Origin of the sequence: Janthinobacterium sp. EB271-G4-7A, from assembly GCF_020858075.1 — a bacterium.
Lineage (GTDB): Bacteria > Pseudomonadota > Gammaproteobacteria > Burkholderiales > Burkholderiaceae_D > Janthinobacterium > Janthinobacterium lividum.
On record NZ_JACYMI010000006.1, the window covers coordinates 1 to 22,954 of the forward strand.

Genomic DNA, 22,954 nt, shown 5'->3' on the forward strand with positions numbered 1-22,954 from the left:
ACAGGACCGTGAAACAACTTTGCGCCGATGATAGTGCTGCAACCAGTGTGAAAGTAGGTTATCGTCAGGCTTGTTATATAAAAAAACCCCGCGTGTGCGGGGTTTTTTTTCGTCTGCAGCGTTCATCGGATCAGATGCCCCAGGTGATGCTTTCATTTTCCGCCTTGGCCGAGCGCAGCATTTCCATCAAGGGATAGGCGCGCTGCGAAAAATGCACTTTTTGCGCGCGCGCATGGGCGCCCGTTTCGCCATCTTCCAGGGTTTCCGGCGTATGCGCATCGTGTTCGATGTCGTTTTCCGGATGCAATTTGCTTTCCGCGACTTCTTTTTCCAGCAGGGCCAGGGCATCGCCCGCTTCCGCTGGCGTGATGACGCCGCGCGTGGGGTTCTTGTGCAGGATGTCGAGGATGCGTTGGGCATGTTCCTGGTACATCAGCACTTCTGGGGAGGATTTGGATTTGAATGAGATCAACATAAGCGCTTTCTGAAACTTGTTGTTAGTGTCGAAACAATATCACGACTTGAAATGTCGCACAGGCCGTCCGATTGCCCGGATTGCACATTTGCAAGCCGGATAGGGCCATCTGTTGGACACCGCACGCATTTACAAGAGCTTGTTTATCGTGAAAACACCCGTTTAAGCGATCGTTAAGTCTCAATCTAGTTTCACGGAGTCCATGAAGGTGTCGATGGTGTCACGCGACAGCTTGCTTTCTTCACCGAGAATGATGACCTGGAAGATGCGTTTGTCCTGCGCCACAAAACGGCCGACCAGCAGGACGGGCTTGCCCTGCTGCGTCCCCGTCGCTTCGATGCTCAGCGAACTGCGTTGATGGCTGCCGGCCGCCGTGCTGCTGGCCGCCGAGGCCGATTTTTCGCTGCGCACGGTACCGTTGATATTTTTCAACAGGGCCATCTGCATGGCGGGCAGGGCCGTTTGTGCCTGTTCCGCACTGTCGAGCACGGCGCTGCCAATGGCGAAGGTATTGCCATCGACCTCGCTGGCCGTCATGGTCAGGCTGACTTTCTTGCCATCGAGATCGATCTCGCGCGTCAGCACGGCCGGCTTGCCTGGAAACAGGGCCGTGAACTGGGCATCGGGGCTGCGATAGTCGCGCCAGTCGAATTTCGGACTACAGGCGGACAGGACGCTGGCAGCCGCGAGCGTCGCCAGGACGAGGGAAAGTGATGTTTTTTTCATCAGCAGATGGTAGCAGCGCCGTCCATCACGCGCAATCGTGCACGCGTGGGGCTCATGGCCGCCTTATATTTCACGCAGTACGCGCCGGTACTGGATCGCTTCGGCAACATGTGGCTGCACGATGGCCGGGCTGCCCGCCAGGTCCGCGATGCTGCGCGCCACGCGCAGTACCCGGTGATAGGTGCGCGCGGACCAGTGCAGACGCGTCATGGCGCCATGCAGCAACTGTTCGCCATGCTTTTCAAGGCGACAATGCTGCTCGATTTCCGTGTTGCTCAGCTGCTGGTTCGATTTTCCCTGGCGCGCCAGCTGCAAGGCATAGGCTGCCGCTACCCGCGTGGCGATCCGCTGCGTGCATTCTCCGGCACCGGCCTGCCGGCCCAGCGCGGCCGGCGGCATGGCGGCCACTTCAATCTGCAGGTCGATACGGTCGAGCAGCGGGCCGGACAGGCGATTGTGATAGCGCAGCACGGCGTCTGGCGTGCAGCGGCAGCGGCCGGAAGCGTGCCCCAGATAGCCGCACGGGCAGGGATTCATGGCGGCGATCAGTTGAAAGCGGGCAGGAAACTCGGCCTGGCGGGCCGCGCGTGAAATGCTGATCACGCCCGATTCCATGGGCTGACGCAGCACATCGAGTACCCGGCGCTGGAATTCGGCAATTTCATCGAGAAACAGCACGCCGCAGTGGGCCAGCGAGATTTCTCCCGGGCGCGGTACGTTGCCGCCACCCACCAGTGCCACGCCGGATGCTGTCTGGTGCGGGGAGCGATAGGGCCGCCGTTTCCAGTGTTCCACCTTGAAGTGGCCGCCCAGCGAATGCACGGCAGCCGATTCCAGCGCTTCTTCATCGCTCATGGGCGGCAGCACGCCGGGAAAGCGGCTGGCCAGCATGGTCTTGCCTGCGCCTGGCGGCCCCACCATCAAGACGTTGTGACCGCCCGCTGCCGCCACTTCCAGTGCCCGCCGCGCCTGCTGCTGCCCCTGCACGTCGGCAAAGTCGGGATACGGAAAAGCGTGCGCTACCAGCACGGGCTGGTGGCGTTGCAGGGCGTTCTGGCTGGCGTGCGCGGCAAAATGCGCGCAGACCTCGAGCAGGCTGTGGGCGGGATAGATGCAGGCATCGCCGACGAGAGCGGCCTCGTCCGCGTTTGCCTGCGGCAGGATGAAGGCGCGTGGCGCGCCCGACTGGTTGCGCTGCATGGCAAAGGTCATGGCCAGGGCGCCGCGGATGGGGCGCAACTGGCCTGAGAGCGACAGTTCGCCCGCGAATTCATAGTGATGTAATTGATCGCCCGGCAACTGGCCGGAGGCGGCCAGGATGCCCAGTGCAATGGGCAAGTCGAAGCGGCCCGATTCCTTGGGCAAGTCCGCTGGTGCCAGATTGGCCGTGATGCGCCGCGCCGGCATTTCAAAGCCGCAGTTTTGCAACGCGGCACGAACACGGTCGCGCGATTCCTTCACTTCCGTATCCGGCAAGCCGACAATCGTAAACGAAGGCAAGCCGTTGGCAAGGTGGACTTCGACACTTACCTCGGGCGCCTCCATGCCGGCCAGGGCGCGGCTTTTCAGGACGGCCAGGCTCATCAGACTCCCCTGTAGCGCGGGCGCGGGCAGGATCAGTCTAGCGCTAGAAACGCCGCCAGGCTTGAGGTATGCCAGCAAGGCCGTCAATAACGGGCCCTGCCGGCCGCAGTTTACGCCTTGGTGTCGTTCAGGCGCGTTTCCAGTTCGATCAGGCGCAATTCCAGTGCGTCCAGTTTGGCGCGGGTCTTGGCCAGTACTTGCGCCTGGATATCGAATTCCTCGCGCGTGACGAGATCGAGGCGGGCGAAGCCCTGGGTCATCATCGACTTCACGTTTTTCTCGATATCCTTGGCCGGCGAGTTTTCGATGGCTTGATGGATCTTGCCTTGCAAATCGTTAAAGAAGGTATTCATGTCCATGGTCAGTCCTTTTATGGTGCGGCCTGTGCATCGCACCATTGCGGTGCACAGCGGCGTTAATCTGGTGCGAATCTGGGCAAATTCACAATGCTTTAGCAGCCCGTACCCGCATGCCCAGAGGCTTGTAGGGTATGTGTGGCCGGAAACGCACCTGTCAAGGTGGCAATGGAGCTGGCACGTATTCTGCTAAAGAAGGTATGAACGCTTTGTGATCTCCAGCCAAGATTTTAAACCTCAACCGCTTTAAAAGTTCAATAAAAGGGAATCGCCATGAAGAATCTGTCCAAGAACATGACTTTAGCTGCAGCGTTGACGCTGGCCATGACCGCCATATGCGGTAGCGCCATGGCCCAGGATGCAGTGGCGGCGCCTGCTGCGGCCGAAGCCGTGCCTGATAACGTGGTGAGCTATAACGTGGCGCTGACCAGCGACTACCGTTACCGCGGCCTGTCGCAAAGCCGCTTGAAACCGGCCATCAGCGGCGGCGCCGACTATACCCATAACCCGACGGGCCTGTATGTGGGCACCTGGTTGTCGAGTATCAAATGGATCAAGGATGGCGGCGGCGACACCAATCTGGAATGGGATATCTACGGCGGCAAGCGGGGCGAGATCAGCAAGGATTTTACCTATGACGTGGGCGGCCTGTACTATTTCTATCCCTCGAATGGACTGAGCACCAATGCCAACACCTTCGAGCTGTACGGCCAACTCGGCTATGGCCCGATATATGTCAAATACTCGCATTCGACGACGAATCTGTTCGGTGTCGCCGACAGCAAGAACAGCGGCTACCTCGACGTGGGTGCCAACGTCGAGGTGCATGATGGCTACATGCTGAACCTGCATGTCGGACGTCAGAAGGTCGAGCACAACGATTCCCTCAGCTACAGCGATTACAAGATTGGCGTGACCAAGGACTTCGGCGTGGCGACCGTTTCCCTGGCGGCCGTCAAGGCCAATAACGTATCGCTGGCTCCGAACGGCAAGAATCTGGCGAAATCCGGTCTCGTGCTGACCGTGTCCAAAACCTTTTAAGCGAGACTGCCATGAAAATGATTACTGCAATCATTAAACCGTTCAAACTGGACGAAGTACGCGAAGCTTTGTCGGCTATCAATGTGCAAGGCATTACCGTCACGGAAGTCAAGGGCTTCGGCCGCCAGAAAGGCCACACGGAACTCTACCGTGGCGCCGAGTATGTCGTTGATTTCTTGCCAAAGACCAAGATCGAAGCGGCCGTCGATGACGCCATTGTCGACCAGGCCATCGAAGCGATCGAAGGTGCCGCGCGTACCGGTAAAATCGGTGATGGCAAGATTTTCGTCTACAACCTGGAACAGGTTATCCGCATCCGTACCGGTGAAACCGGCAACGAAGCGCTCTAAGGGGAATATTGATGCATAAAAATATAACAAAATTGCTAGCTGGGATAGCCTGCCTGTGTGCGTTTGGCATTGCCACGCCAAGCTTTGCCGATGCGCCCGCCAAGACGGAGGCGGCCACAACCACGGCCGTCGCCGCTCCCGCCGTCACGCCGGTTCCTGACGCAGCGCCTGCCGCCGCCGCTCCGGCCCCCGCTGCTGCCGCGCCAGCCGCCGCGCCTGTCGCCAACAAGGGCGATACCAGTTTCATGATGATCAGCACCTTGCTGGTGATCTTGATGACGATCCCCGGCCTGGCCCTGTTCTACGGCGGACTGGTGCGCTCGAAAAACATGCTGTCGGTGCTGATGCAAGTGTTCATGGTGTTCGCGCTGGTCATCGTGCTGTGGTGTATCTACGGCTACTCGATCGCCTTCACGGAAAAAACCGCCTTCTTCGGTGGCTTCGACCGCCTGTTCCTGAATGGTATCTGGGATCCGGCCAAGGGTACGTTTGCCGCCGCCGCCACCTTCAGCAAGGGCGTCGTCATTCCCGAGTTCGTCTTCGTTGCTTTCCAGGGCACGTTTGCCGCCATCACTTGCGCACTGATCGTCGGCGCCTTTGCCGAGCGCGCCAAGTTTTCCGCCGTGCTGGCCTTCGTCGTGCTGTGGTTCACGTTCGCCTACCTGCCAGCGGCTCACATGGTGTGGTTCTGGACCGGGCCTGACCTGATCACCAGCGCCGCCACCTCGGCCAGCGAAGCCCTGAAAGCGGGCTGGATCTGGCAAAAAGGCGCGCTGGACTTCGCCGGCGGCACCGTGGTGCACATCAATGCCGCTGTCGCCGGCCTGGTGGGCGCCATCATGATCGGCAAACGCGTCGGCTACGGCCGCGAATCGATGGCACCGCACTCGCTGACGATGACCATGATCGGCGCGTCGCTGCTGTGGGTGGGCTGGTTCGGTTTCAATGCCGGTTCCTCGATGGAAGCGGGCGACGTGGCTGCCCTGGCCTTCGTCAACACCTTGCTGGCAACGGCCGCCGCCACCCTGTCGTGGGTGTTTGGCGAGTGGATCAGCAAAGGCAAACCTTCCATGCTCGGTGGCGCGTCCGGCGCCGTGGCCGGCCTGGTGGCGATCACCCCGGCGGCCGGCTTTGTCGGCCCGATGGGCGGCCTGGTCATCGGCTTGCTGGCCGGTGTCGTCTGCCTGTGGGGCGTGAATGGCCTGAAACGCCTGATCGGCGCCGACGATTCGCTCGACGTGTTCGGCGTGCATGGCGTGGGCGGTATCCTCGGTGCCTTGCTGACGGGTGTGTTTGCTGCGCCACAACTGGGCGGCCAGGGCGTATTCGACTATGTCACCAACAAGATGTCGGCGGATCCGTACTCGATCGGCCACCAGGTGTGGGTGCAGGCGCAAGCGGTCGGCACCACCATCCTCTGGTCGGCCATCGTCTCCGTCATCGCCTATAAACTGGTCGACATCGTCATCGGCCTGCGCGTACCGGAAGAAGAAGAGCGCGAAGGCCTCGATATCACCAGCCACGGCGAGCAAGCGTATCATGGCTAAATAGCAATTATCTGGCATGCCAGCGCCCCGGCGCGGCATGTTCAGCTGGAAAAGGCACCTCATTGAGGTGCCTTTTTTTCGTTGTGGGAATGTAAAAGGTCTTTAAAACAAGGCTTTTGCCCCGATTTGGGGTACTTACACGGTAATATAGTCGGCAGTTCTGTGTGCTTTTTTGAATACTGCACATAATTTAAGGATGTAACTATGGTTCCCCATCTCGTCACGGCCCTGACCGGACCGCTGCTCGACCTCGAAAAAAAGATTCTGGCCGCGACGCCGGCCATTGAGCGCTGGTTTCGCATGGAGTGGCAAGAACACACGCCGCCCTTCTATTGCTCGGTAGACTTGCGTAACGCCGGCTACAAGCTGGCGCCCGTCGATACCAATCTGTTCCCAGGCGGTTTCCATAACCTGGCCACGGAAATGCTGCCCTTGTCCGTGCAGGCGGCCATGGCCGCCATCGACAAGTATTGCCCGGACGCCCGCAACCTGCTGATCGTGCCGGAATTGCACAACACTACGCCGCAGTATCTGCAGAACGTGGCGCGCCTGATGCAAATCTTCCGCCAGACGGGGCTGCACGTGCGTTTCGGCTCCTGGTCGCCCGACATCACCCAGCCGACACCCTTGGCGTTGCCAGATGGCAACATGCTCGTCATCGAGCCGCTCGTGCGTCTGAACAATGGCCGCCGCCTGGGCTTGAAGGATTTCGATCCGTGCACGATTCTGCTGAATAACGACTTGTCAGACGGCATCCCCGATATCTTGCAAAATATTCATGAGCAAAGCCTGCTGCCGCCCTTGCACGCGGGCTGGGCCTTGCGCCGCAAGAGCAACCACTACACGGCTTACGATGAAGTGGTGAAAAAATTCGGCAAGATGATCGATGTCGATCCGTGGATGCTCAATCCCTTCCACGCCAAGTGCAGCGACGTCAACTTCCAGGAAGGCGAGGGCGAAGATGCGCTGGCCGCCAGCGTCGACGTGCTGCTGGCCAAGATCCGCAAGAAATACAAGGAATACGGCATCAAGGAAAAGCCTTTCGTCATCGTCAAGCCCGATGCGGGCACGTATGGCACGGGCATCATGACGGTGCGCGACGCCAGCGAAGTGCGCGACCTGTCGCGCAAGCAGCGTGACAAGATGTCCATCGTCAAGGATGGCAAAGTCGTCACCGACGTGATCATCCAGGAAGGCGTGCCGACCTTTGAAAGCATCAAGGATGCCGTGGCCGAACCGGTCGTCTACATGATCGACCGCTACGTGGTGGGCGGTTTCTACCGCGTACATGCTGAGCGTGGCGTGGACCAGAACCTGAACGCGCCCGGTTCGCAGTACGTGCCGCTGGCATTTGCCCAGCAGCATGCCGTGCCGGACTTGAAGGCCAAGCCGGGCACGGCCGCGCCGAACCGCTTCTATGTGTATGGCGTGGTGGCGCGCCTGGCCTTGCTGGCCGCGTCGCTGGAAATGGAGCGCACGGACCCGAATCCCGAGGTGTATTGATCCACCAATGAGGCTTGCCGGGCGCGCCGACTACCGCGCCTGGCGATCTCGGCTAGAATCAAGCATTCCTTATCCAGGCTCCCCGATTGGACGCACCATGAAAATTGCATTCCTTGCCGACCCGCTGGCAGGCTTCAAGACTTACAAAGATTCCACCTTCGCCATGATGCGCGAGGCCGCCAAACGCGGCCATGCCGTGTACGCCTTCGAACAGAAGGACATGGCGCTGGAAGAGGGCATCGTCACGGCACGGGTACAGCACATCGAGCTGACGGGCGACGAACACGACTGGTACAAGGTGGTCTCCACCGAGGAAGTACGCCTGTCGGCCCTGGACGCCATCATCGAGCGCAAGGATCCGCCCTTCGACATGGAATACGTGTACGGCACGTATCTGCTGGAGCTGGCGGAAAAGCAGGGCGCCTGCGTCTTCAACAAGCCGTCCGCCATCCGCGACAACAATGAAAAACTGGCCATCGCCCAGTTTTCCGAATTCACCTCGCCGACCCTGGTGACGTCGAACGAAGCGCGCCTGCGCGCCTTCCACGCCAAGCACCAGGACGTCATCTTCAAGCCGCTCGACGGCATGGGCGGCACGGGCATCTTCCGCGTCAAGGCCGATGGCCTGAACCTGGGCGCCATCATCGAGACCCTGAGCGAGAACGGCGCGCAAACCATCATGGCGCAGCGGTTTATCCCCGACATCGACAAGGGCGACAAGCGTATCCTCGTCATCGGGGGCAAGCCGGTGCCATTTTCGCTGGCGCGCATCCCGCAGGCGGGCGAAGTGCGGGGCAACCTGGCCGCCGGCGGCACGGGCGTAGCGCAGCCATTGACGGCGCGCGACCTGGAAATCGCTGAAAAGCTGGGTCCGATCCTGGCCGCGCGCGGCCTGATGCTGGTAGGATTGGACGTGATCGGCGACTATCTGACGGAAGTCAATGTCACCAGCCCGACCTGCTTCCAGGAAATCATGCAGCAGACGGGTTTTGACGTGGCTGCCATGTTTGTCGACGCCGTCGAGCATGGCGTTGCGCAAACGCAGCAGCGCTAGAAAGTGGAATGGCTATGGTAGGGATTTTGCTCATGACACATGCACCGCTGGGACAGGCATTCATCGCCGCTTGCGCGCATGTGTTTCGCGGGCCAACGGAACGTTTTGAAGCCATCGACGTCGTCGCCGACCAGGACCTGGCGGAAGTGCAGAAGCTGGCGTCGGACGCCATCTGCCGCCTCGATGACGGCTCCGGCGTGCTGGTGATTACCGACGTGAAGGGCGGCACGCCGTCGAACTGCTGCAACAAGCTGGCCGATGCGGGTCGGGTGGAAGTCATCGCCGGCATCAGCCTGCCGATGCTGCTGCGCGCCATCACGTATCGCCGCGACACGCTCGACGTGGTGGTGGAGATGGCGCTGGCCGGTGCGCAAAGCGGCGCCGTGCGCGTCGATAACCGCATCCGCGTGGGCGAATAAGGAAGTACATGGCCGCCGCCCTGAAGGCGGCGGGTTTTATAGGCCAAGATTGTCATCAGCGTAGTGCATTCAGGGATAGAGACCATACAAAAATGATTCAAAAAGAACTCGAAATCATCAACAAGCTGGGATTGCACGCACGCGCTTCCGCCAAATTTACCCAGCTCGCCGCCAAGTTCAAGAGCGACGTCTGGCTGACCCGCAACGCGCGCCGCATCAACGCCAAGTCCATCATGGGCGTGATGATGCTGGCCGCCGGCAAGGGCGCGAAAGTGACCCTGGAAGCCGAGGGCGATGATGAGCTGGCATGTGTCGATGCGCTCACCGCCCTGATTAATGACAGGTTTGGCGAAGGCGAGTAATGCCCGCCGAACGCAGCCGCAGCCGCATTCCGACAGGTCACCCCATGGCATCTTTCACGCTCCACGGCATCCCGGTCTCCCGCGGCATCGCCATTGGCCGCGCGCATCTGCTGGCGCCGGCCGCCCTTGACGTCAAACATTACCTGGTCGCCCAGGAACAGATCGAAGCCGAAGTCCAGCGCCTGCAAAGCGCCATCGCCACCGTCCACAAGGAACTGCAAACCCTGTGGAACGAGCTGCCCAAGGATGCGCCCACGGAACTGGGCGCCTTCATCGACGTGCACGCGCTGATCCTGTCCGATCCGATGATTTCCGAAGCGCCGCTCGACATCATCCGCAAGCGCCACTACAACGCCGAATGGGCGCTGCTCACGCAGATCGATGAATTGTCGGCCCAGTTCGACGAAATCGAAGACCCGTATTTGCGCGAACGCAAGGCCGACATCCAGCAGGTTGCCGAACGCGTCTTGAAAGTCTTGCTGGGCACCGAGCAGCTGTTGCCCAAGGCGGCCGCCGAAGATGAATTGATGGCGCAGATGATCGTCGTCGCGCACGACATCTCGCCGGCCGACATGCTGCAGTTCCGCGACCGTTCCTTCATCGGCTTCATCACCGACGTGGGCGGGCAGAACTCGCACACGGCCATCGTCGCGCGCAGCCTGGATATCCCGGCCGCCGTCGGCATGTCGCAGGCGTCGATGCTGATCGAGCAGGACGACTGGCTGATCATCGACGGCGATGCCGGCGTCGTCATCGCCAACCCCAGCGCCCTGGTGCTGGAACAGTACCGCGAGCGCCAGACGGCCATGCAGCGCGCGCGCAAAAAGCTGGGCAAGCTGAAAAAGACGCCGGCCGTGACCAAATGCGGCACCCCCATCACCCTGCTGGCGAATATCGAGTTGCCCGAGGATTGCCCGTTTGCGCTGGAATCGGGCGCCAGCGGCGTGGGCCTGTTCCGCTCCGAATTCCTGTTCATGGGCCGCGCCCACAAGATACCCACCGAGGACGAGCAGTTCGAGGCTTACCGCAACACGGTGCAGTCGATGAAGGGACGCGTGGTGACGATCCGCACCTTGGACATCGGCGCCGACAAGCCGCTCGACCAGGCCGACCATACGGCATTGAATCCCGCCCTGGGCTTGCGCGCCATCCGTTACTGCCTGGCCGAGCCGCAACTGTTCCTGACGCAGCTGCGGGCCATTCTGCGCGCCTCCGCCTTTGGCAAGGTGCGCATCCTGATTCCCATGCTGGCGCATGCGTTCGAGATCGACCAGTCGCTGGCCATGATCGCGCAAGCCAAGGCCAGCCTGCGCGAGGAGGGCGTCAAGTTCGACGACGAGGTCGAAGTGGGCGCCATGATCGAGATCCCGGCCGCGGCGCTGGCCCTGCCCATGTTCGTCAAGCGCATGGATTTCCTGTCGATCGGCACGAATGACTTGATCCAGTACACGCTGGCCATCGACCGCGTCGACTATGAAGTGGCGCATTTGTACAACCCGCTGCACCCGGCCGTGCTGCAACTGATCTCCATGACGATCGCCGCCGGCCACAAGGCGGGCATCGACGTGGCCGTCTGCGGCGAAATGGCGGGCGACGTGAAGCTCACGCGCTTGCTGCTGGGCATGGGACTACGCGAGTTTTCCATGCACCCGGCGCAACTATTGGCGGTCAAGCAAGAGATCCTCAACAGCGACCTGGGCCTGATTGCGCCACAAATGCGCAAAATTATGCGTTCCATGGAACCAAATGTGATCGCGGAAGCCGTACAACAGTTGCAGCTCATGTAAACTGTCACCTATCGGCATCAGGACACATCGCGCGCGGCAAGATGTGTCCTGATGCTAAAGTTGCAGCACCTATCATCGCGGTGCTGCATCGACTATGGCCCGTGGGGCCAACCTCCTTTTATAAACCGACACACATGTCATCCATTGGAATCGTTTCGCCGCAAACCATGTATTTTGCGCAACCCTTGCAGCTGCAAAGCGGAGCATCGCTGCAAGACTATATGTTGATGTATGAAACCTACGGCACCCTGAACGCCGACAAATCGAACGCGGTGCTGGTCTGCCACGCCCTGAACGCCTCGCACCACGTGGCCGGCGTCTACGCGGATGAACCGAAAAGCACGGGCTGGTGGGACAATATGGTTGGTCCCGGCAAGCCGCTCGACACCAACAAATTCTTCGTCATCGGCGTCAACAACCTGGGTTCCTGCTTCGGTTCGACTGGCCCCATGCACACCAATCCCGCCACCGGCAAGCCGTATGGCGCCTCCTTCCCCGTCGTCACGGTGGAAGACTGGGTCAGCGCGCAGGCGCGCCTGGCCGATGAACTGGGCGTCAGGCAGTTTGCCGCCGTGATGGGGGGATCCCTGGGCGGCATGCAGGCGCTGGCGTGGAGCATCATGTTCCCCGAGCGCCTGCGCCACTGCGTGGTGATCGCCTCGACGGCCAAGCTGTCGGCGCAGAATATCGCCTTCAATGACGTGGCGCGCCAGGCCATCCTGTCCGATCCCGATTACCATGGCGGCGATTTCTATGCCCATGGCGTGGTGCCGAAGAACGGCTTGCGCGTGGCGCGCATGGTGGGCCACATCACGTATCTGTCGAACGATGACATGGCAGAGAAATTCGGCCGCAAGCTGCGCGACGCGGCGCAGACGGGCGACTACAAATTCGGCTTCGGCATCGACTTCGAGATCGAATCGTATCTGCGCTACCAGGGCGACAAGTTTTCCGAATACTTCGACGCCAACACGTATCTCTTGATCACCAAGGCGCTCGATTATTTCGATCCGGCGCGCGCGCATGGCGGCGACCTGGCCAAGGCCCTGTCGGGCACGAAGGCCAAGTTCTTCCTCGCCTCGTTTTCCACCGACTGGCGCTTTTCGCCCGAGCGCAGCCGGGAGATTGTCGAAGCGCTCGTATGCAACCGCCGCCAGGTCACGTATGCGGAAATCGATGCGCCGCACGGCCACGACGCCTTCCTGCTGGAAGATGCGCGCTACATGAACATGGTGCGCGCCTATTATGGCCAGGTATGGAACGACATCGGGGCGGGCTTGCCCGCTCCTGCACAGCACACCGCCGTCCGCCAGGGCGCGAAGGAGACCGCATGACTTTTGACGAATTGAGCGCGCTGCGCCCCGACCTGGCCTTCATCGCCCACTGGGTGCCGAATAACGCGCATGTGCTGGACGTGGGCTGCGGCGAAGGCGTGATGCTGCAGTATCTGCAAAGCGACAAGGAGTGCAGCGGCTACGGCATCGAGATCGCCGACGACAAGGTGCTGGCCAGTACCGTGCGCGGCGTGAACGTGATCCAGCAAGACATGGAGAAGGGCCTGGCCATCTTTGGCGACAACAGCTTCGATACGGTGCTGTGCCTGTCGTCCTTGCAGATGATGAAGCAGGTGGAGCCGTTGCTGCGCGACATCGTGCGCGTGGGCGCCGAGGCCATCGTCTCGTTCCCCAACTTCGCCTACTGGCCGCACCGCGTGGCGCTGCTCAAAGGCCGCATGCCCGTGTCGAAATCGCTGCCTTACCAGTGGTATGACACGCCCAACGTACGCTGCGCAACCATCAATGACTTCCGCGAACTGGCCGAGGAATGCGGCCTGGAAGTGATCGAATGCGTGGCCCTGGCCGAAGGCAAGATGGTCTCCGTGCTGCCGAACCTGCGCGGCGACCTGGCCGTCTTTCGCCTGCGTAAAAAAGCGGTGCATTGATGACCACAAGCCCGGCGCCAGGCTGGCGTTCCTATGCCAATGGCCGCATGCTGGCCGTGCTGGTGCTGGGCTTCAGTTCCGGCTTGCCCCTGTTCATCCTGCTGTACCTGCTGCAGGCATGGCTGGCCAAGTCGGGCTTGAACGTCAAGGCGCTGGGGTTGTTCGCCCTAGTGCAGTTCCCGTACATCTGGAAATTCCTGTGGGCGCCCCTGATGGACCGCTACCGCATCCTGGGACTGGGACGCCGGCGCGGCTGGATGGCCCTGACGCAAGTGGCGCTGTTCTTTTCCATCGGCGGCATGGGCATGCTCGATCCGCTCACGCAGATCGGCCTGATCGCGGCGGCCGCCGGCGGCGTGGCCTTCCTGTCGGCCAGCCAGGACATCGTCATCGACGCCTACCGGCGCGAAATCCTCAGCGATAACGAGCAGGGCCTGGGCGCCGCCGTCATCGTCAACGCGTATAAAGTGGCGGGCATGGTGCCGGGTGCGCTGTCGCTGATCCTGGCCGACCGCATGCCGTGGCAGCCCGTTTTCTGGATCACGGCCGCCTTCATGCTGCCAGGCCTCGTGTGCACCTTGCTGATCAGGGAGCCGACCGTGTACGGCTCGCCGCCGAAGACCATGCGCGAAGCGATCATCTTGCCGTTCCAGGAATTCATCGCGCGCGATGGTTGGCGTAACGCAATGTGGATCCTCGCCTTCGTATTACTGTATAAAATCGGCGACAGCATGGCCACGGCGCTGGCGACGAAGTTTTATCTCGACCTGGGTTTTTCCATGACGCAGATCGGCCTGGCCGCCAATACCACGGGTTTCTGGGCCAGCCTGGCCGGCGGCGTGGTGGGCGGCATCTGGATGCTCAAGCTGGGCATCAACCGGGGCCTGTGGGTGTTTGGCGCGCTGCAGGCCATCGCCATCCTCGGATTCGCCTGGCTGGCGCAGGTGGGGCCGAATACCATGCTATTGAGCGCCGTGATCGGCTTCGAAGCTTTCGCCAGCCTGGGCCTGGGTGCGGCCGCCTTTGTCGCGTTCCTGTCGCGCACCACGGACCCGCGCTACACGGCCACGCAATATGCCTTGTTTTCCAGCCTGAGCGCCGTGCCGCGCACCCTGATCAATGCCTCGGTGGGCTTCCTCGTCGCCGAGCTGGGCTGGTTCTCGTTTTTCATCGTTTGCTTCTTCCTGGCCTTCCCGGCCATGATGATGCTGCCTAAAATCGCTCCATGGAGGTCTGCCAATGGCACCAATATCCCTTAAACGTTACACCGTCCTGGCCAGCCTGTGCGCGGCCAACGCGCTGGCGCCCCTGTCCGTCTCCGCCCAGCAGGCGACAGTGCAGGATGGCATCAAGGTGCGTCCCTTGTCGACCTCGCGCATCTTTGCCGGCGGCGCCGATTTCAATGCACAGTCGAAGCAGCAATATACGCAGCTGGTCAACGAAGCGAAGGAAAAAAATGCGCTGGTGCCGGACAGCGATCCGCAAGTGAAACGCCTGCGCGCCATCGCCCAGCGCATCATCCCGTTCGCCACGCGCTGGAACGAGGCGGCGGCCAGCTGGAACTGGCAGATCAACCTGCTCAACTCCGACGAGGTCAACGCCTTTTGCATGCCGGGCGGGCAGATCGCCTTTTACAGCGGCATCATCACCAAGCTGAACCTGACCGACGATGAAGTGGCCGTCGTCATGGGCCATGAAATCTCGCACGCCTTGCGCGAACATTCGCAGGCGCAGGCCGGCAAGGGCAACCTGGCCGCCGTCGGCGCCAAGCTGGCCGGCGCCGGCCTGTCGGCCTGGCTCGGCGTCGACCCGAATCTGACCAGTACCGCCACGAATATGGCGGCCAAGGGGGTGATGCTGAAATTCTCGCGCGACGATGAACGCGAAGCGGACCTGATCGGCATGGACCTGGCCGCGCGCGCCGGCTTCGATCCGCGCGCCGGCGTGGTGCTGTGGCAGAAGATGGCGGCCGTGAGCGCGGGCGCGCCGCCAGAATTCCTCTCGACCCACCCGTCGGGCAAGGACCGCATCTCGCAGATGAACAGCCACATGACGCAAGTGCTGCCCCTGTACGCGCGCAGCAAGGGCGTCAGCGTGGACGCCTTGCCGCCATACCGCAGCAACGCCATCGCGCAGCGCTAGGATGTCGAACCGCCACATCGCCGCACCCTTGCCCATGCGCGACGGTGTGGCGCCCAGCTACCTGTGGCTGCCGGAAGGGCAGTGGCCCGACATGCTGGCGTTTCTGCTCGAGCGCTATCCGCAGATCAGCGCCACGCAATGGCGGGACCGCATGGCGCGCGGCGAAGTGGTCAACGGTGACGGCGCCGTGCTGGCGCCCGACAGCGCATACCGGCGCGGCATGCGTATTTTTTACTACCGCGAGCTGGAGCGCGAAACGCCGATCCCCTTCCAGGAAGAGATCCTGTTCCAGGACGAGCATTTGATCGTGGTCGACAAGCCGCACTTCCTGCCCATGACACCGGCCGGGCGTTTCGTGCAGGAGACCCTGCTGACGCGTCTGAAGAAAAAGCTGGACTGCGCCGAGCTGACGCCGATCCATCGCCTTGACCGCGAGACGGCCGGCGTGGTGATTTTTTCGCGCCAGATCGCCAGCCGCGGCGCGTATCAATCGCTGTTCCAGCGCCGCGAAGTGCGCAAGACGTACGAGGCGCTGGCGCCGCGCCTCGATGGCCGCGATTTTCCATTTGCCTACCGCAGCCGCATGGTCGAAGGCGCGCAGTTTTTCCTCATGCGCGAGGAAGCAGGCGAGCCGAATTCGGAAACCATCATCGACGTGATCGAAGAGCGCGGCGACGTCAACCTGTACCGGCTGCAGCCGCACACGGGGCGCAAGCACCAGCTGCGCGTGCACCTGGCGTCGCTGGGCATCCCCATCGTCAACGATGCGTTTTACCCGGTGGCCCTGCCGTGCAAGGAAGACGACATGTCGCAGCCCTTGCAGCTGCTGGCGCGGGCCATCGAATTTGCCGACCCGTTGACGGGCGAAATGCGCCATTTCGAAAGCCGGCGCGTGCTTGCGTAACCCACACCACCAAGGACACAGCCAACAATGTTGTCGGATTACGGTCCTGCGGACCTAATCCGACCTACGGCAGATCAGGCGTAAGCCGACACCACCCGCGACGTGTCAAAGATCAGCTCTTGAGCGTGTAATCGATGATCAGCGGCGCATGGTCGGAAAAACGCTCGTCCTTGTAGACGCTGACCGTATGCGCCTGGGCCGCGATGCCGGGCGTGGCGACGTGGTAGTCGATGCGCCAGCCCACGTTTTTCGCGTAGGCTTGTCCGCGGTTGCTCCACCAGGTGTACTGGTCTTCGCGCTTGTCCAGGCCGCGGTGCACATCGACAAAGCCCACTTCGTCGAAGACGCGCGTCAGCCACGCGCGTTCCTCGGGCAGGAAGCCGGAATTCTTCTTGTTGCCCTTCCAGTTTTTCAGGTCGATTTCGTGGTGGGCGATGTTCCAGTCGCCGCAGATGACCACTTCGCGGCCCAGCGCCTTCAATGCCAGCAGGTGCGGCAGGAACAGTTCCATGAAGCGGAACTTGGCTTCCTGGCGTTCCGGGCCGGAGGAGCCGGACGGGCAGTACACGGAAATGACGGACAGGTTGCCAAAATCACAGCGCACGTAGCGGCCTTCGGCATCGAATTCGGGGCTGCCGAAACCGATATGCACGGCGTCCGGTTCGACCTTGCTGTACACGCCCGTGCCGGAATAGCCCTTTTTCTCGGCGTAGTGGAAATGGCCATGGTAGCCGTGCGGGTTGAGGAATTCCGGCGTCATGTCGGGCAGTTGCGCCTTCAATTCCTGCACGCAGATGAAATCGGCCGTTTGCGTGCCCATCCAGTTGAAAAAGCCTTTTTTGGCGGCGGAACGGATGCCGTTCAGGTTGGCGGAGATAATTTTTGGCATAGGTCGAGAGTGAAAAGGGCGCTGGACGGGGCCGGCGGGCGCGGCATGGCGATTGTCTCGCCGGTGCGCGCGGATTAAAATACAGGCACTTTTAAAAAATGAGGCTAATGTGAATAATTTACGCCAGCAGTTTATCGCGTTTTCAGTATCCAAGGGAGTCTTGCGGTTTGGCGAGTTCACCACCAAGGCCGGACGCCAGTCGCCGTACTTCTTCAATGCGGGCCTGTTCCACGACGGCGCCACCCTGGCCGAGCTGGCGCAGTTCTACGCGCAGACCCTGCTCGACTCGGGCGTCGAATTCGACATGCTGTTCGGCCCCGCCTACAAGGGCATCACCCTGGCATCGGCCACCGCCGTGGCGCTGGCCGGCAAGGGCCGCAACACTTCGTTCGCCTTCAACCGCAAGGAAGCCAAGGACCATGGCGAAGGCGGCACCATCGTCGGCGCCAAGCTGCATGGCAAGGTTGTCATCATTGACGATGTGATCTCGGCCGGTACCTCGGTGCGCGAATCGGTGGACATGATCCGTGCCGCCGGCGCCGAGCCATGCGCCGTGCTGATCGCCCTGGACCGCATGGAGCGTTCCGGCCCGGACGGCCAGCTGTCGCCAAGTTCGGCGGTGCAGGAAGTGTCGAAACAGTACGGCATCCCCGTCATCTCGATCGGCAACCTGGACGACTTGTTCGGCTACCTGAATGGCGCGGGCGCCGATCCGGAACTGCTGAAACATAAAGAGGCTGTTTCCGCCTACCGCACGCGCTACGGTATTTAAGTCGTCTTGTCCAGCAGCGCCCGCAGCCGCGGGTCGCTGCAGGCGGTGGCAGCTTGCGGATGGCATTGCAGTAGCCGCCGCAGCAGCGCGCCGCCGATGCCGCGCCGCCGGAATGGCGGCTTCACGAACAGCATGTTCACCGTCACCCCGTCCCCGCACTTGCTGATGTCGAGCATGGCCACCTGCTGGCCGTCGATCCACGCACACAGCGCGCTGTCCCCTTGCCAGTCTATCTGCATCACGCCAGCCATGGCTTGAGCGCCGCATGCAAGCCCAGGGCAAACAGCCCGGCAAAAAAACACCGTTTGAATACCTGCTGCGCGATGCGTCCGCGCAGCCATTGACCGGCCAGCATGCCGGCCAGCGCCGGCAGCAGCGCATACGCGGAGGCGCCCGCCGCGCCCAGGCTGAAGTTGCCGTGCAGGGCCAGGCTGGCCGCCAGCGCCACGGTCGATGCCGTAAATGCCAGGCCCAGCGCCTGCACCAGCGCATCGCGCGCCAGCCCCAGTCCCTGCAGATATGGCACGGCGGGGATGACGAACACGCCCGTGGCGGCCGTCACCAGCCCTGTCGCCGCGCCCGCGACGGGCCCCAGCCACGCTTCGTGCCGGGCCGGCACGCGCAACTGCAGCGAGAACAAGCCGGCCAGCGCGTACAGCATCAGCGCCACGCCCAGCGCGACGACGGCCCAGACCCCGCTGTCGGTCGGCAGCAGGGCGCCGCCCGCCAGGGTGCCCGCCATGACGGCCGCCAGCATGGGCCACAAACGGCGCAGCAGGCCGCGCAGGCCCGGGCCCGCCGCCAGTTGCCAGACGTTCGTCACCATCGATGGCACGATCAGCAGGGCGGCCGCCTGCACGGGCGGCATGACAAGGCTGAGCGTGCCCATGGCCACCGTCGGCAAGCCCAGTCCGACTACGCCCTTGACGAAGCCAGCGACGAGGAAGCTGGCGCCGACAGCCAGCAGAAATGACGTCTCCATCTTTTTTATCCAGAGTGATTTTGCGTGGATTCTGCGCTTGCCCGGGGATTTCGCCAAGGTGGATTATTTTGAGTCAGCCTTAGTAAAATACGAAGGCTGATAAGATGGCGAAAAGGAGAGCCGCCATGCGCTTTGATCTGGTCGATTTGCAGCTGTTTGTCAACGTGGTGGAGGCGGGCAGCCTGACGGCGGGCGCCGCGCGCAGCCATCTCGCATTGGCCTCCAGCAGCGCGCGCGTGCGCGGCATGGAAGAGATGCTGGGCATGCCCCTGCTGCTGCGCGGGCGGCGCGGCGTGGAGCCGACGCCCGTGGGCCAGACCTTGCTGCATCATGCGCGCCTGGTGCTGCTGCAAATGGAAAAAATGCGCGGCGAGCTTGGCGAATTTGCGCGCGGCTTGAAAGGGCAGTTGCGGCTGCTGTGCAATACGGCCGCGCTCAGCGAGTTCTTGCCCGAGGCGCTCGGCGCTTTTCTCGACCGCCATCCGAACCTGACCATCGACCTGGAAGAGCGCCTCAGTTACGATATCGTCAAGGCTGTCTCGGAAGGGCTGGCCGACATGGGCATCGTGTCCGACTCGGTCGACATGCGCGGCTTGCAGACGTTCCTGTTCCGCCCCGACCGGCTGGTGGTCATCGCCGCGGCCGACGGCGTGCACCACCGCGCGCTCGGCCAGGATGGCGTCGTTGATTTTGCCAGCGTGCTGGATCACGATTTCATCGGCCTGGCCGACGACAGCGCGATGCAGCAGTACCTGGGCATGCATGCGGCGCGCCTGGGGCGTCCGTTGAAGGTGCGCGTGCGCCTGCGCAGTTTCGATGCCGTCTGCCGCATGGTGGCCAGCGGCGTGGGCATCAGCGTGGTGCCGCTGGCGGCTGCCAGCCGCTGCCAGCAGACGATGGCGCTGCGCTGCCTTGAATTATCCGATCCCTGGTCGGTACGCAATCTTACAATCTGCGTGCGCCAGTTCAGTGAATTACCCCTGTATGCGCGCCAGTTGATCGATCATCTGAAGGCGTGACAGGGCATGACAGGAGCAGCGATGCGTTTTTCAGAAGACAAGATGGCCAGCCTGCTGTGCAGCGACCAGGTCGAGCGGCCAATCCACATCTGGCAGCCGGAGCACATCCCGCCACGTGCAGTGATCCTGGCGATCCACGGCGGCATGGCGCATGCGGGCGATTACGTCACGCCGGCGCTGTATTTCCGCCAGCACGGTTTCGCCACCGTCAGCTTCGACATGGTGGGCCACGATGGCAAGCGCAAGGTCGATATCCCTTCGTTCGATGCCTTCCTCGACGACGCGGAGCTGTTCCTCGCTTGGGTCAAGCAGACGTATGCGGGCTTGCCCGTATTCGTCATGGGCCATTCCATGGGCGGCCTGATCGCCACGCACTTGGGGCTGCGGCGCTTCGCGGGCGACCCGGCGATCAAAGGCTTCATCATCTCATCGCCGTATTACGTGAATGCGATTCCCGTGCCGAAGGTGCTGCAGATGCTGTCGGGCTGGCTGGCGCAGCGCTTCCCCATGATGAAGGTGCCGCTAGGAAACTTGACCATGCTGCTGACGCACGATCAAACCATCACCGCGCGCCATTTCCAGGACGAGCGCGACGGCATACGCGCCAGTGCGGCGTCGGTGCGCTTTGCCCATGCACTGACGTCGGCGCAAAAGGAATTGGCGGGTGGCTTGTCGGACTGGCGCTTCCCCCTGTTCGCCGTGGTGGCGGGCGACGACAAGCTGGCCAACAGCCGCGCCACGGAGAGCATGCTGCGCAGCGTGCCCGATGGCCTGCTCGACTATCACTACTATCCGGCCAATTATCACGAGAACTTCAATGAAGTGAACCGCGACGTGATCTTCGCGGCCATTCTGGCGTGGATGGAGAAACTGCTGGCACCCGTAGCGCCGTGAGGCGCCAGTATCGTTATAATCGGTTCAACTGAATTCACCGCCGGCGCATGCCGGCCCGGTCCCCGCGGTACAGGGGAATACTCAAGGAACGAACGATGCGCTTGCTGATTGCCCTGTTACTCCCGTGGCTGACCTTTTTCACGATCGGCCGTCCGATCGCCGGCATCATTTGCCTGATCCTGCAAATCACCTTGATCGGCTGGCTGCCAGCGACGATCTGGGCCGTATATGCGCTGAGCCAGTACAAGACGGACCAGAAGATCGCCGAGGCCATGCGCCGGCGCTAACCTAAGACTGGCCTAAGCTGCGCTTCCTATCTTGATTCAACCGACATGAGGAGAGTGAGATGGCACCAGACAGACGCGGTACCTTGAACCTGGCGGCGGTAATGCTGGCCGCCGGGCTGTTGCTGGGAAGTGCGGCGCAGGCCCAAACCGACAGCGCACTGCCGCCCGTGCAGAAAAGCGGGGCGGTGGAATACCTGAGCGGCGGCATCGGCCTCGACGAGTCGACGGCCATCCAGAGCGCCAGTCCGCATTGGCCCTTGAGCCTCGTGTTTTCCGTGCAGGCGGCGGGCAAGGCGGAATTTGCCTCCGACGTGAAGCTAGAGATACGCGACGCCAAGGGTGGCGTGGCGCTGGAAACGACGGCCAGCGGACCGTTCCTGCTGGCAAAGCTGCCGCCAGGCCGCTACAGCCTGCGCGCCACGCTGGCCGGCAAGGCACTGGAACGCAAGGTGCAGGTCAAGGCGGGATCGTCCGCGCGCGTGGAACTGGTCTGGCCGGCGGGAACGAACCAGGGCCGGCCTTGATGCCGGGCGACGGCAAGGCACCTGAACGGGACTCGTCGGCGCGGGGCTTGTCGGCGCATATCCTGCCCACGTCGGCGACGATGGTCGGCGTGTGCATGACGGTGCTGTCGATCGGGCACCTGGCACCACGCGGCGAGGTACGCGTGGCCATCGACAAGCTGCTGGCCATCGATGCCATCGTCTTTCTCGTCAGCGCCGTGCTCTCGTTCATGTCGCTGCGCCCCGGCCAGTCGCGCTTGCGCCACGAATGGTGGGGCGAACTGCTGTTCCTTTGCGGCCTGGCCCTGCTGGCGCTGGGCGCCGTGGTGCTGGCCTTCGTTATCAACTGACCGCGAGCACGCGCCCTTCGGCCGCGCTTTGCAGCGCCAGTTCGATCAGGCGTATCGTCGCCGCCGCATCTTCGGCCGCCACGGGCGCCGCTGCGCCGTGCCGGATGGCGTCGGCCATGCCCTGGTAAAAGTCCTGGTAACGGCCCGCCTGCATCTCGAGGTGTTCGACATGTCCGTCCGGCTGCGTACCCAGGTGCAGGGCGCCGCGCACGGGATCCACGCCCCAGCCGGGCTGTCCCGGCCTGCCGCCCGCCTTCAGGGCATCTTCCTGCGGATCGAGGCCAAACTTCACGAAACTGCCCTTGTCGCCATGCACGGCGAAGCGCGCCGTCGGCGCCTTCACCAGGCAGCCCGCTTGCAGCACCACGCGCAGCCGGTCGTAGTACAGGACGATGTGCATGTAGTCGACGGCTTGCGCGCCATCGCGCTGCAGGACGATATCGGCATACAGCTTTTCCGGCTGGCCGAACAGCTGCATGGCCTGGTCCAGCATGTGCGGGCCCAGGTCGTACAGCAAACCGCCGCCCGGCGCGCCGGACTCGCGCCAGCGCTGGCGGATCTCGGGGCGGAAGCGGTCGAAATGCGATTCGACGCTGGCGATACGCCCCAGGGTACCCTGGGCCAGCAGCGCTTTCAGGGTCAGGAAGTCGCCATCCCAGCGCCGGTTGTGATACACGCTGAGCACCAGCTTGCGTTCTTTTGCCAGCGCGATCAGGCTCTGTGCTTCGGTGCTGGAAATGGTGAATGGCTTGTCGACCACCACGTGCTTGCCCGCTTGCAGGGCCGCTTGCGCCAGGCTGAAATGCGCTTCGTTGGGCGCGGCGATGACGACCAGTTCGATGGACGGATCGGCAAACAGTTGCGCGGGCTCCGCATACACGGTCGCGTGCGGCCAATCCTTGTGTACGAGCTCCGGCTTGCTGGAAGCGACGGCCGTCAGTTCCAGGGCTTCGATGGCGGAGAGCACAGGCGCGTGGAAGGTGGAGCCGGCAAAGCCGTAGCCCACCAGGCCGGTTTTGATCTTGTTCATGGCGTGTTCACAGGTGCGTGGAAGAATCCATGATCA

Annotated in this window: 27 protein-coding genes; 19 read left to right on the top strand and 8 right to left on the bottom strand. The window is 62.3% G+C overall.

Translation table 11 applies throughout. The features are described from left to right. Positions 1-130: 130 nt before the first annotated feature. The 4 genes from IGS58_RS26270 to IGS58_RS26285 all read right to left on the bottom strand — a co-directional run bounded on the left by IGS58_RS26270 (position 131) and on the right by IGS58_RS26285 (position 3,144). Positions 131-475: a DUF1840 domain-containing protein gene (locus tag IGS58_RS26270; RefSeq protein ID WP_034749443.1), complete on the bottom strand. Its 345-nt coding sequence runs from the start codon at positions 473-475 to the stop codon at positions 131-133. A 180-nt stretch (positions 476-655) separates the two neighbouring features. Continuing rightward, the gene (locus IGS58_RS26275; protein ID WP_230523087.1) at positions 656-1,201 is read right to left on the bottom strand and encodes a hypothetical protein; all 546 of its coding nucleotides are present in this window, start codon (positions 1,199-1,201) and stop codon (positions 656-658) included. A gap of 63 nt (positions 1,202-1,264) precedes the next feature. Continuing rightward, entirely contained in the window at positions 1,265-2,785 is a 1,521-nt protein-coding gene (locus IGS58_RS26280; protein ID WP_070254363.1) for a YifB family Mg chelatase-like AAA ATPase, read from the bottom strand. A gap of 110 nt (positions 2,786-2,895) precedes the next feature. After that, positions 2,896-3,144 (bottom strand): accessory factor UbiK family protein, encoded by a 249-nt coding sequence (locus tag IGS58_RS26285; protein ID WP_034749434.1) that lies wholly within the window; start codon positions 3,142-3,144, stop codon positions 2,896-2,898. A 270-nt stretch (positions 3,145-3,414) separates the two neighbouring features. Between IGS58_RS26285 and IGS58_RS26290 the strand changes: the two genes are divergently transcribed. The 13 genes from IGS58_RS26290 (at position 3,415) to IGS58_RS26350 (ending at position 16,192) form a co-directional block, all read left to right on the top strand. Beyond that, the gene (locus IGS58_RS26290) at positions 3,415-4,182 is read left to right on the top strand and encodes a TorF family putative porin (protein WP_230523088.1); all 768 of its coding nucleotides are present in this window, start codon (positions 3,415-3,417) and stop codon (positions 4,180-4,182) included. An 11-nt stretch (positions 4,183-4,193) separates the two neighbouring features. Beyond that, complete coding sequence (locus tag IGS58_RS26295) at positions 4,194-4,532, top strand: P-II family nitrogen regulator (RefSeq protein WP_010393464.1); 339 nt, start codon at positions 4,194-4,196, stop codon at positions 4,530-4,532. Between the two features lie 11 nt (positions 4,533-4,543). After that, entirely contained in the window at positions 4,544-6,079 is a 1,536-nt protein-coding gene (locus IGS58_RS26300; protein WP_034784678.1) for an ammonium transporter, read from the top strand. 204 nt (positions 6,080-6,283) lie between these two features. After that, positions 6,284-7,582 carry a glutamate--cysteine ligase gene (gshA, locus tag IGS58_RS26305; RefSeq protein ID WP_070254361.1) on the top strand — a complete coding sequence of 433 codons (1,299 nt, stop codon included), beginning with the start codon at positions 6,284-6,286 and terminating at the stop codon, positions 7,580-7,582. A 97-nt stretch (positions 7,583-7,679) separates the two neighbouring features. Next, complete coding sequence (gene gshB / locus IGS58_RS26310) at positions 7,680-8,636, top strand: glutathione synthase (protein WP_092612705.1); 957 nt, start codon at positions 7,680-7,682, stop codon at positions 8,634-8,636. Between the two features lie 14 nt (positions 8,637-8,650). Further along, positions 8,651-9,055 (top strand): PTS sugar transporter subunit IIA, encoded by a 405-nt coding sequence (locus tag IGS58_RS26315; RefSeq protein WP_035824452.1) that lies wholly within the window; start codon positions 8,651-8,653, stop codon positions 9,053-9,055. Between the two features lie 92 nt (positions 9,056-9,147). Beyond that, positions 9,148-9,417 carry an HPr family phosphocarrier protein gene (locus IGS58_RS26320; protein ID WP_070254359.1) on the top strand — a complete coding sequence of 90 codons (270 nt, stop codon included), beginning with the start codon at positions 9,148-9,150 and terminating at the stop codon, positions 9,415-9,417. 44 nt (positions 9,418-9,461) lie between these two features. Then, the gene (gene ptsP, locus IGS58_RS26325; protein WP_034785303.1) at positions 9,462-11,204 is read left to right on the top strand and encodes a phosphoenolpyruvate--protein phosphotransferase; all 1,743 of its coding nucleotides are present in this window, start codon (positions 9,462-9,464) and stop codon (positions 11,202-11,204) included. Between the two features lie 134 nt (positions 11,205-11,338). Beyond that, on the top strand, positions 11,339-12,538 hold the full coding sequence (gene metX, locus IGS58_RS26330) for a homoserine O-succinyltransferase MetX (protein WP_071653281.1): 1,200 nt from the start codon (positions 11,339-11,341) through the stop codon (positions 12,536-12,538). Further along, positions 12,535-13,146, top strand: a complete 612-nt coding sequence (gene metW / locus IGS58_RS26335; protein ID WP_034784683.1) for a methionine biosynthesis protein MetW — start codon at positions 12,535-12,537, stop codon at positions 13,144-13,146. The genes metX and metW overlap by 4 nt, the downstream gene beginning before the upstream one ends. Then, positions 13,146-14,405 (top strand): AmpG family muropeptide MFS transporter, encoded by a 1,260-nt coding sequence (locus IGS58_RS26340; RefSeq protein WP_070278331.1) that lies wholly within the window; start codon positions 13,146-13,148, stop codon positions 14,403-14,405. The genes metW and IGS58_RS26340 overlap by 1 nt, the downstream gene beginning before the upstream one ends. Then, positions 14,386-15,288 (top strand): M48 family metallopeptidase, encoded by a 903-nt coding sequence (locus tag IGS58_RS26345; RefSeq protein WP_230523089.1) that lies wholly within the window; start codon positions 14,386-14,388, stop codon positions 15,286-15,288. Before IGS58_RS26340 ends, IGS58_RS26345 begins: the two co-directional genes overlap by 20 nt. Position 15,289: 1 nt before the next feature. Then, positions 15,290-16,192, top strand: coding sequence for a pseudouridine synthase (locus IGS58_RS26350; protein WP_230523090.1), 903 nt, complete (start codon positions 15,290-15,292; stop codon positions 16,190-16,192). Between the two features lie 112 nt (positions 16,193-16,304). Here the strand turns inward: IGS58_RS26350 and IGS58_RS26355 are convergent, their stop codons facing one another. After that, on the bottom strand, positions 16,305-17,081 hold the full coding sequence (locus IGS58_RS26355) for an exodeoxyribonuclease III (RefSeq protein WP_034784687.1): 777 nt from the start codon (positions 17,079-17,081) through the stop codon (positions 16,305-16,307). A 109-nt stretch (positions 17,082-17,190) separates the two neighbouring features. On the opposite strand from IGS58_RS26355, the gene pyrE reads away from it, so the two are divergent. Continuing rightward, positions 17,191-17,853, top strand: coding sequence for an orotate phosphoribosyltransferase (gene pyrE / locus IGS58_RS26360; RefSeq protein WP_035824465.1), 663 nt, complete (start codon positions 17,191-17,193; stop codon positions 17,851-17,853). Here pyrE and IGS58_RS26365 read toward each other — a convergent pair. Together IGS58_RS26365 and IGS58_RS26370 are read right to left on the bottom strand one after the other, a co-directional pair. Beyond that, the gene (locus IGS58_RS26365) at positions 17,850-18,104 is read right to left on the bottom strand and encodes a GNAT family N-acetyltransferase (protein ID WP_070278325.1); all 255 of its coding nucleotides are present in this window, start codon (positions 18,102-18,104) and stop codon (positions 17,850-17,852) included. The two genes, pyrE and IGS58_RS26365, sit on opposite strands and share 4 nt — an antisense overlap. Beyond that, the gene (locus IGS58_RS26370; protein ID WP_230523091.1) at positions 18,092-18,835 is read right to left on the bottom strand and encodes a sulfite exporter TauE/SafE family protein; all 744 of its coding nucleotides are present in this window, start codon (positions 18,833-18,835) and stop codon (positions 18,092-18,094) included. The genes IGS58_RS26365 and IGS58_RS26370 overlap by 13 nt, the downstream gene beginning before the upstream one ends. Positions 18,836-18,960: 125 nt before the next feature. Between IGS58_RS26370 and IGS58_RS26375 the strand changes: the two genes are divergently transcribed. From IGS58_RS26375 to IGS58_RS26395, 5 genes are all read left to right on the top strand, one after another. After that, positions 18,961-19,854 carry a LysR substrate-binding domain-containing protein gene (locus IGS58_RS26375; RefSeq protein WP_034749390.1) on the top strand — a complete coding sequence of 298 codons (894 nt, stop codon included), beginning with the start codon at positions 18,961-18,963 and terminating at the stop codon, positions 19,852-19,854. Positions 19,855-19,875: 21 nt separating this feature from the next. Continuing rightward, on the top strand, positions 19,876-20,748 hold the full coding sequence (locus IGS58_RS26380) for an alpha/beta fold hydrolase (protein WP_230523092.1): 873 nt from the start codon (positions 19,876-19,878) through the stop codon (positions 20,746-20,748). 95 nt (positions 20,749-20,843) lie between these two features. Beyond that, a complete protein-coding gene (locus IGS58_RS26385) occupies positions 20,844-21,035 on the top strand; it encodes a YqaE/Pmp3 family membrane protein (protein WP_034749384.1) in 192 nt (63 codons plus the stop codon). Between the two features lie 59 nt (positions 21,036-21,094). After that, a complete protein-coding gene (locus tag IGS58_RS26390) occupies positions 21,095-21,559 on the top strand; it encodes a carboxypeptidase-like regulatory domain-containing protein (RefSeq protein ID WP_070254349.1) in 465 nt (154 codons plus the stop codon). Further along, the gene (locus IGS58_RS26395; RefSeq protein WP_070254348.1) at positions 21,559-21,888 is read left to right on the top strand and encodes a hypothetical protein; all 330 of its coding nucleotides are present in this window, start codon (positions 21,559-21,561) and stop codon (positions 21,886-21,888) included. Before IGS58_RS26390 ends, IGS58_RS26395 begins: the two co-directional genes overlap by 1 nt. On the opposite strand, the gene IGS58_RS26400 is transcribed toward IGS58_RS26395, so the two are convergent. Continuing rightward, the gene (locus tag IGS58_RS26400; protein WP_230523093.1) at positions 21,881-22,918 is read right to left on the bottom strand and encodes an oxidoreductase; all 1,038 of its coding nucleotides are present in this window, start codon (positions 22,916-22,918) and stop codon (positions 21,881-21,883) included. The genes IGS58_RS26395 and IGS58_RS26400 overlap by 8 nt on opposite strands. Positions 22,919-22,954 lie beyond the last annotated feature (36 nt).

What these genes read in the sequence shown, in the direction of transcription:
- IGS58_RS26270 (WP_034749443.1), bottom strand. Translation starts at nt 475, where the DNA reads ATGTTGATCTCATTCAAATCCAAATCCTCCCCAGAAGTGCTGATGTAC.
- IGS58_RS26275 (WP_230523087.1), bottom strand. Translation starts at nt 1,201, where the DNA reads ATGAAAAAAACATCACTTTCCCTCGTCCTGGCGACGCTCGCGGCTGCC.
- IGS58_RS26280 (WP_070254363.1), bottom strand. Translation starts at nt 2,785, where the DNA reads ATGAGCCTGGCCGTCCTGAAAAGCCGCGCCCTGGCCGGCATGGAGGCG.
- IGS58_RS26285 (WP_034749434.1), bottom strand. Translation starts at nt 3,144, where the DNA reads ATGGACATGAATACCTTCTTTAACGATTTGCAAGGCAAGATCCATCAA.
- IGS58_RS26290 (WP_230523088.1), top strand. Translation starts at nt 3,415, where the DNA reads ATGAAGAATCTGTCCAAGAACATGACTTTAGCTGCAGCGTTGACGCTG.
- IGS58_RS26295 (WP_010393464.1), top strand. Translation starts at nt 4,194, where the DNA reads ATGAAAATGATTACTGCAATCATTAAACCGTTCAAACTGGACGAAGTA.
- IGS58_RS26300 (WP_034784678.1), top strand. Translation starts at nt 4,544, where the DNA reads ATGCATAAAAATATAACAAAATTGCTAGCTGGGATAGCCTGCCTGTGT.
- gshA (WP_070254361.1), top strand. Translation starts at nt 6,284, where the DNA reads ATGGTTCCCCATCTCGTCACGGCCCTGACCGGACCGCTGCTCGACCTC.
- gshB (WP_092612705.1), top strand. Translation starts at nt 7,680, where the DNA reads ATGAAAATTGCATTCCTTGCCGACCCGCTGGCAGGCTTCAAGACTTAC.
- IGS58_RS26315 (WP_035824452.1), top strand. Translation starts at nt 8,651, where the DNA reads ATGGTAGGGATTTTGCTCATGACACATGCACCGCTGGGACAGGCATTC.
- IGS58_RS26320 (WP_070254359.1), top strand. Translation starts at nt 9,148, where the DNA reads ATGATTCAAAAAGAACTCGAAATCATCAACAAGCTGGGATTGCACGCA.
- ptsP (WP_034785303.1), top strand. Translation starts at nt 9,462, where the DNA reads ATGGCATCTTTCACGCTCCACGGCATCCCGGTCTCCCGCGGCATCGCC.
- metX (WP_071653281.1), top strand. Translation starts at nt 11,339, where the DNA reads ATGTCATCCATTGGAATCGTTTCGCCGCAAACCATGTATTTTGCGCAA.
- metW (WP_034784683.1), top strand. Translation starts at nt 12,535, where the DNA reads ATGACTTTTGACGAATTGAGCGCGCTGCGCCCCGACCTGGCCTTCATC.
- IGS58_RS26340 (WP_070278331.1), top strand. Translation starts at nt 13,146, where the DNA reads ATGACCACAAGCCCGGCGCCAGGCTGGCGTTCCTATGCCAATGGCCGC.
- IGS58_RS26345 (WP_230523089.1), top strand. Translation starts at nt 14,386, where the DNA reads ATGGCACCAATATCCCTTAAACGTTACACCGTCCTGGCCAGCCTGTGC.
- IGS58_RS26350 (WP_230523090.1), top strand. Translation starts at nt 15,290, where the DNA reads ATGTCGAACCGCCACATCGCCGCACCCTTGCCCATGCGCGACGGTGTG.
- IGS58_RS26355 (WP_034784687.1), bottom strand. Translation starts at nt 17,081, where the DNA reads ATGCCAAAAATTATCTCCGCCAACCTGAACGGCATCCGTTCCGCCGCC.
- IGS58_RS26365 (WP_070278325.1), bottom strand. Translation starts at nt 18,104, where the DNA reads ATGGCTGGCGTGATGCAGATAGACTGGCAAGGGGACAGCGCGCTGTGT.
- IGS58_RS26370 (WP_230523091.1), bottom strand. Translation starts at nt 18,835, where the DNA reads ATGGAGACGTCATTTCTGCTGGCTGTCGGCGCCAGCTTCCTCGTCGCT.
- IGS58_RS26375 (WP_034749390.1), top strand. Translation starts at nt 18,961, where the DNA reads ATGCGCTTTGATCTGGTCGATTTGCAGCTGTTTGTCAACGTGGTGGAG.
- IGS58_RS26380 (WP_230523092.1), top strand. Translation starts at nt 19,876, where the DNA reads ATGCGTTTTTCAGAAGACAAGATGGCCAGCCTGCTGTGCAGCGACCAG.
- IGS58_RS26385 (WP_034749384.1), top strand. Translation starts at nt 20,844, where the DNA reads ATGCGCTTGCTGATTGCCCTGTTACTCCCGTGGCTGACCTTTTTCACG.
- IGS58_RS26390 (WP_070254349.1), top strand. Translation starts at nt 21,095, where the DNA reads ATGGCACCAGACAGACGCGGTACCTTGAACCTGGCGGCGGTAATGCTG.
- IGS58_RS26395 (WP_070254348.1), top strand. Translation starts at nt 21,559, where the DNA reads ATGCCGGGCGACGGCAAGGCACCTGAACGGGACTCGTCGGCGCGGGGC.
- IGS58_RS26400 (WP_230523093.1), bottom strand. Translation starts at nt 22,918, where the DNA reads ATGAACAAGATCAAAACCGGCCTGGTGGGCTACGGCTTTGCCGGCTCC.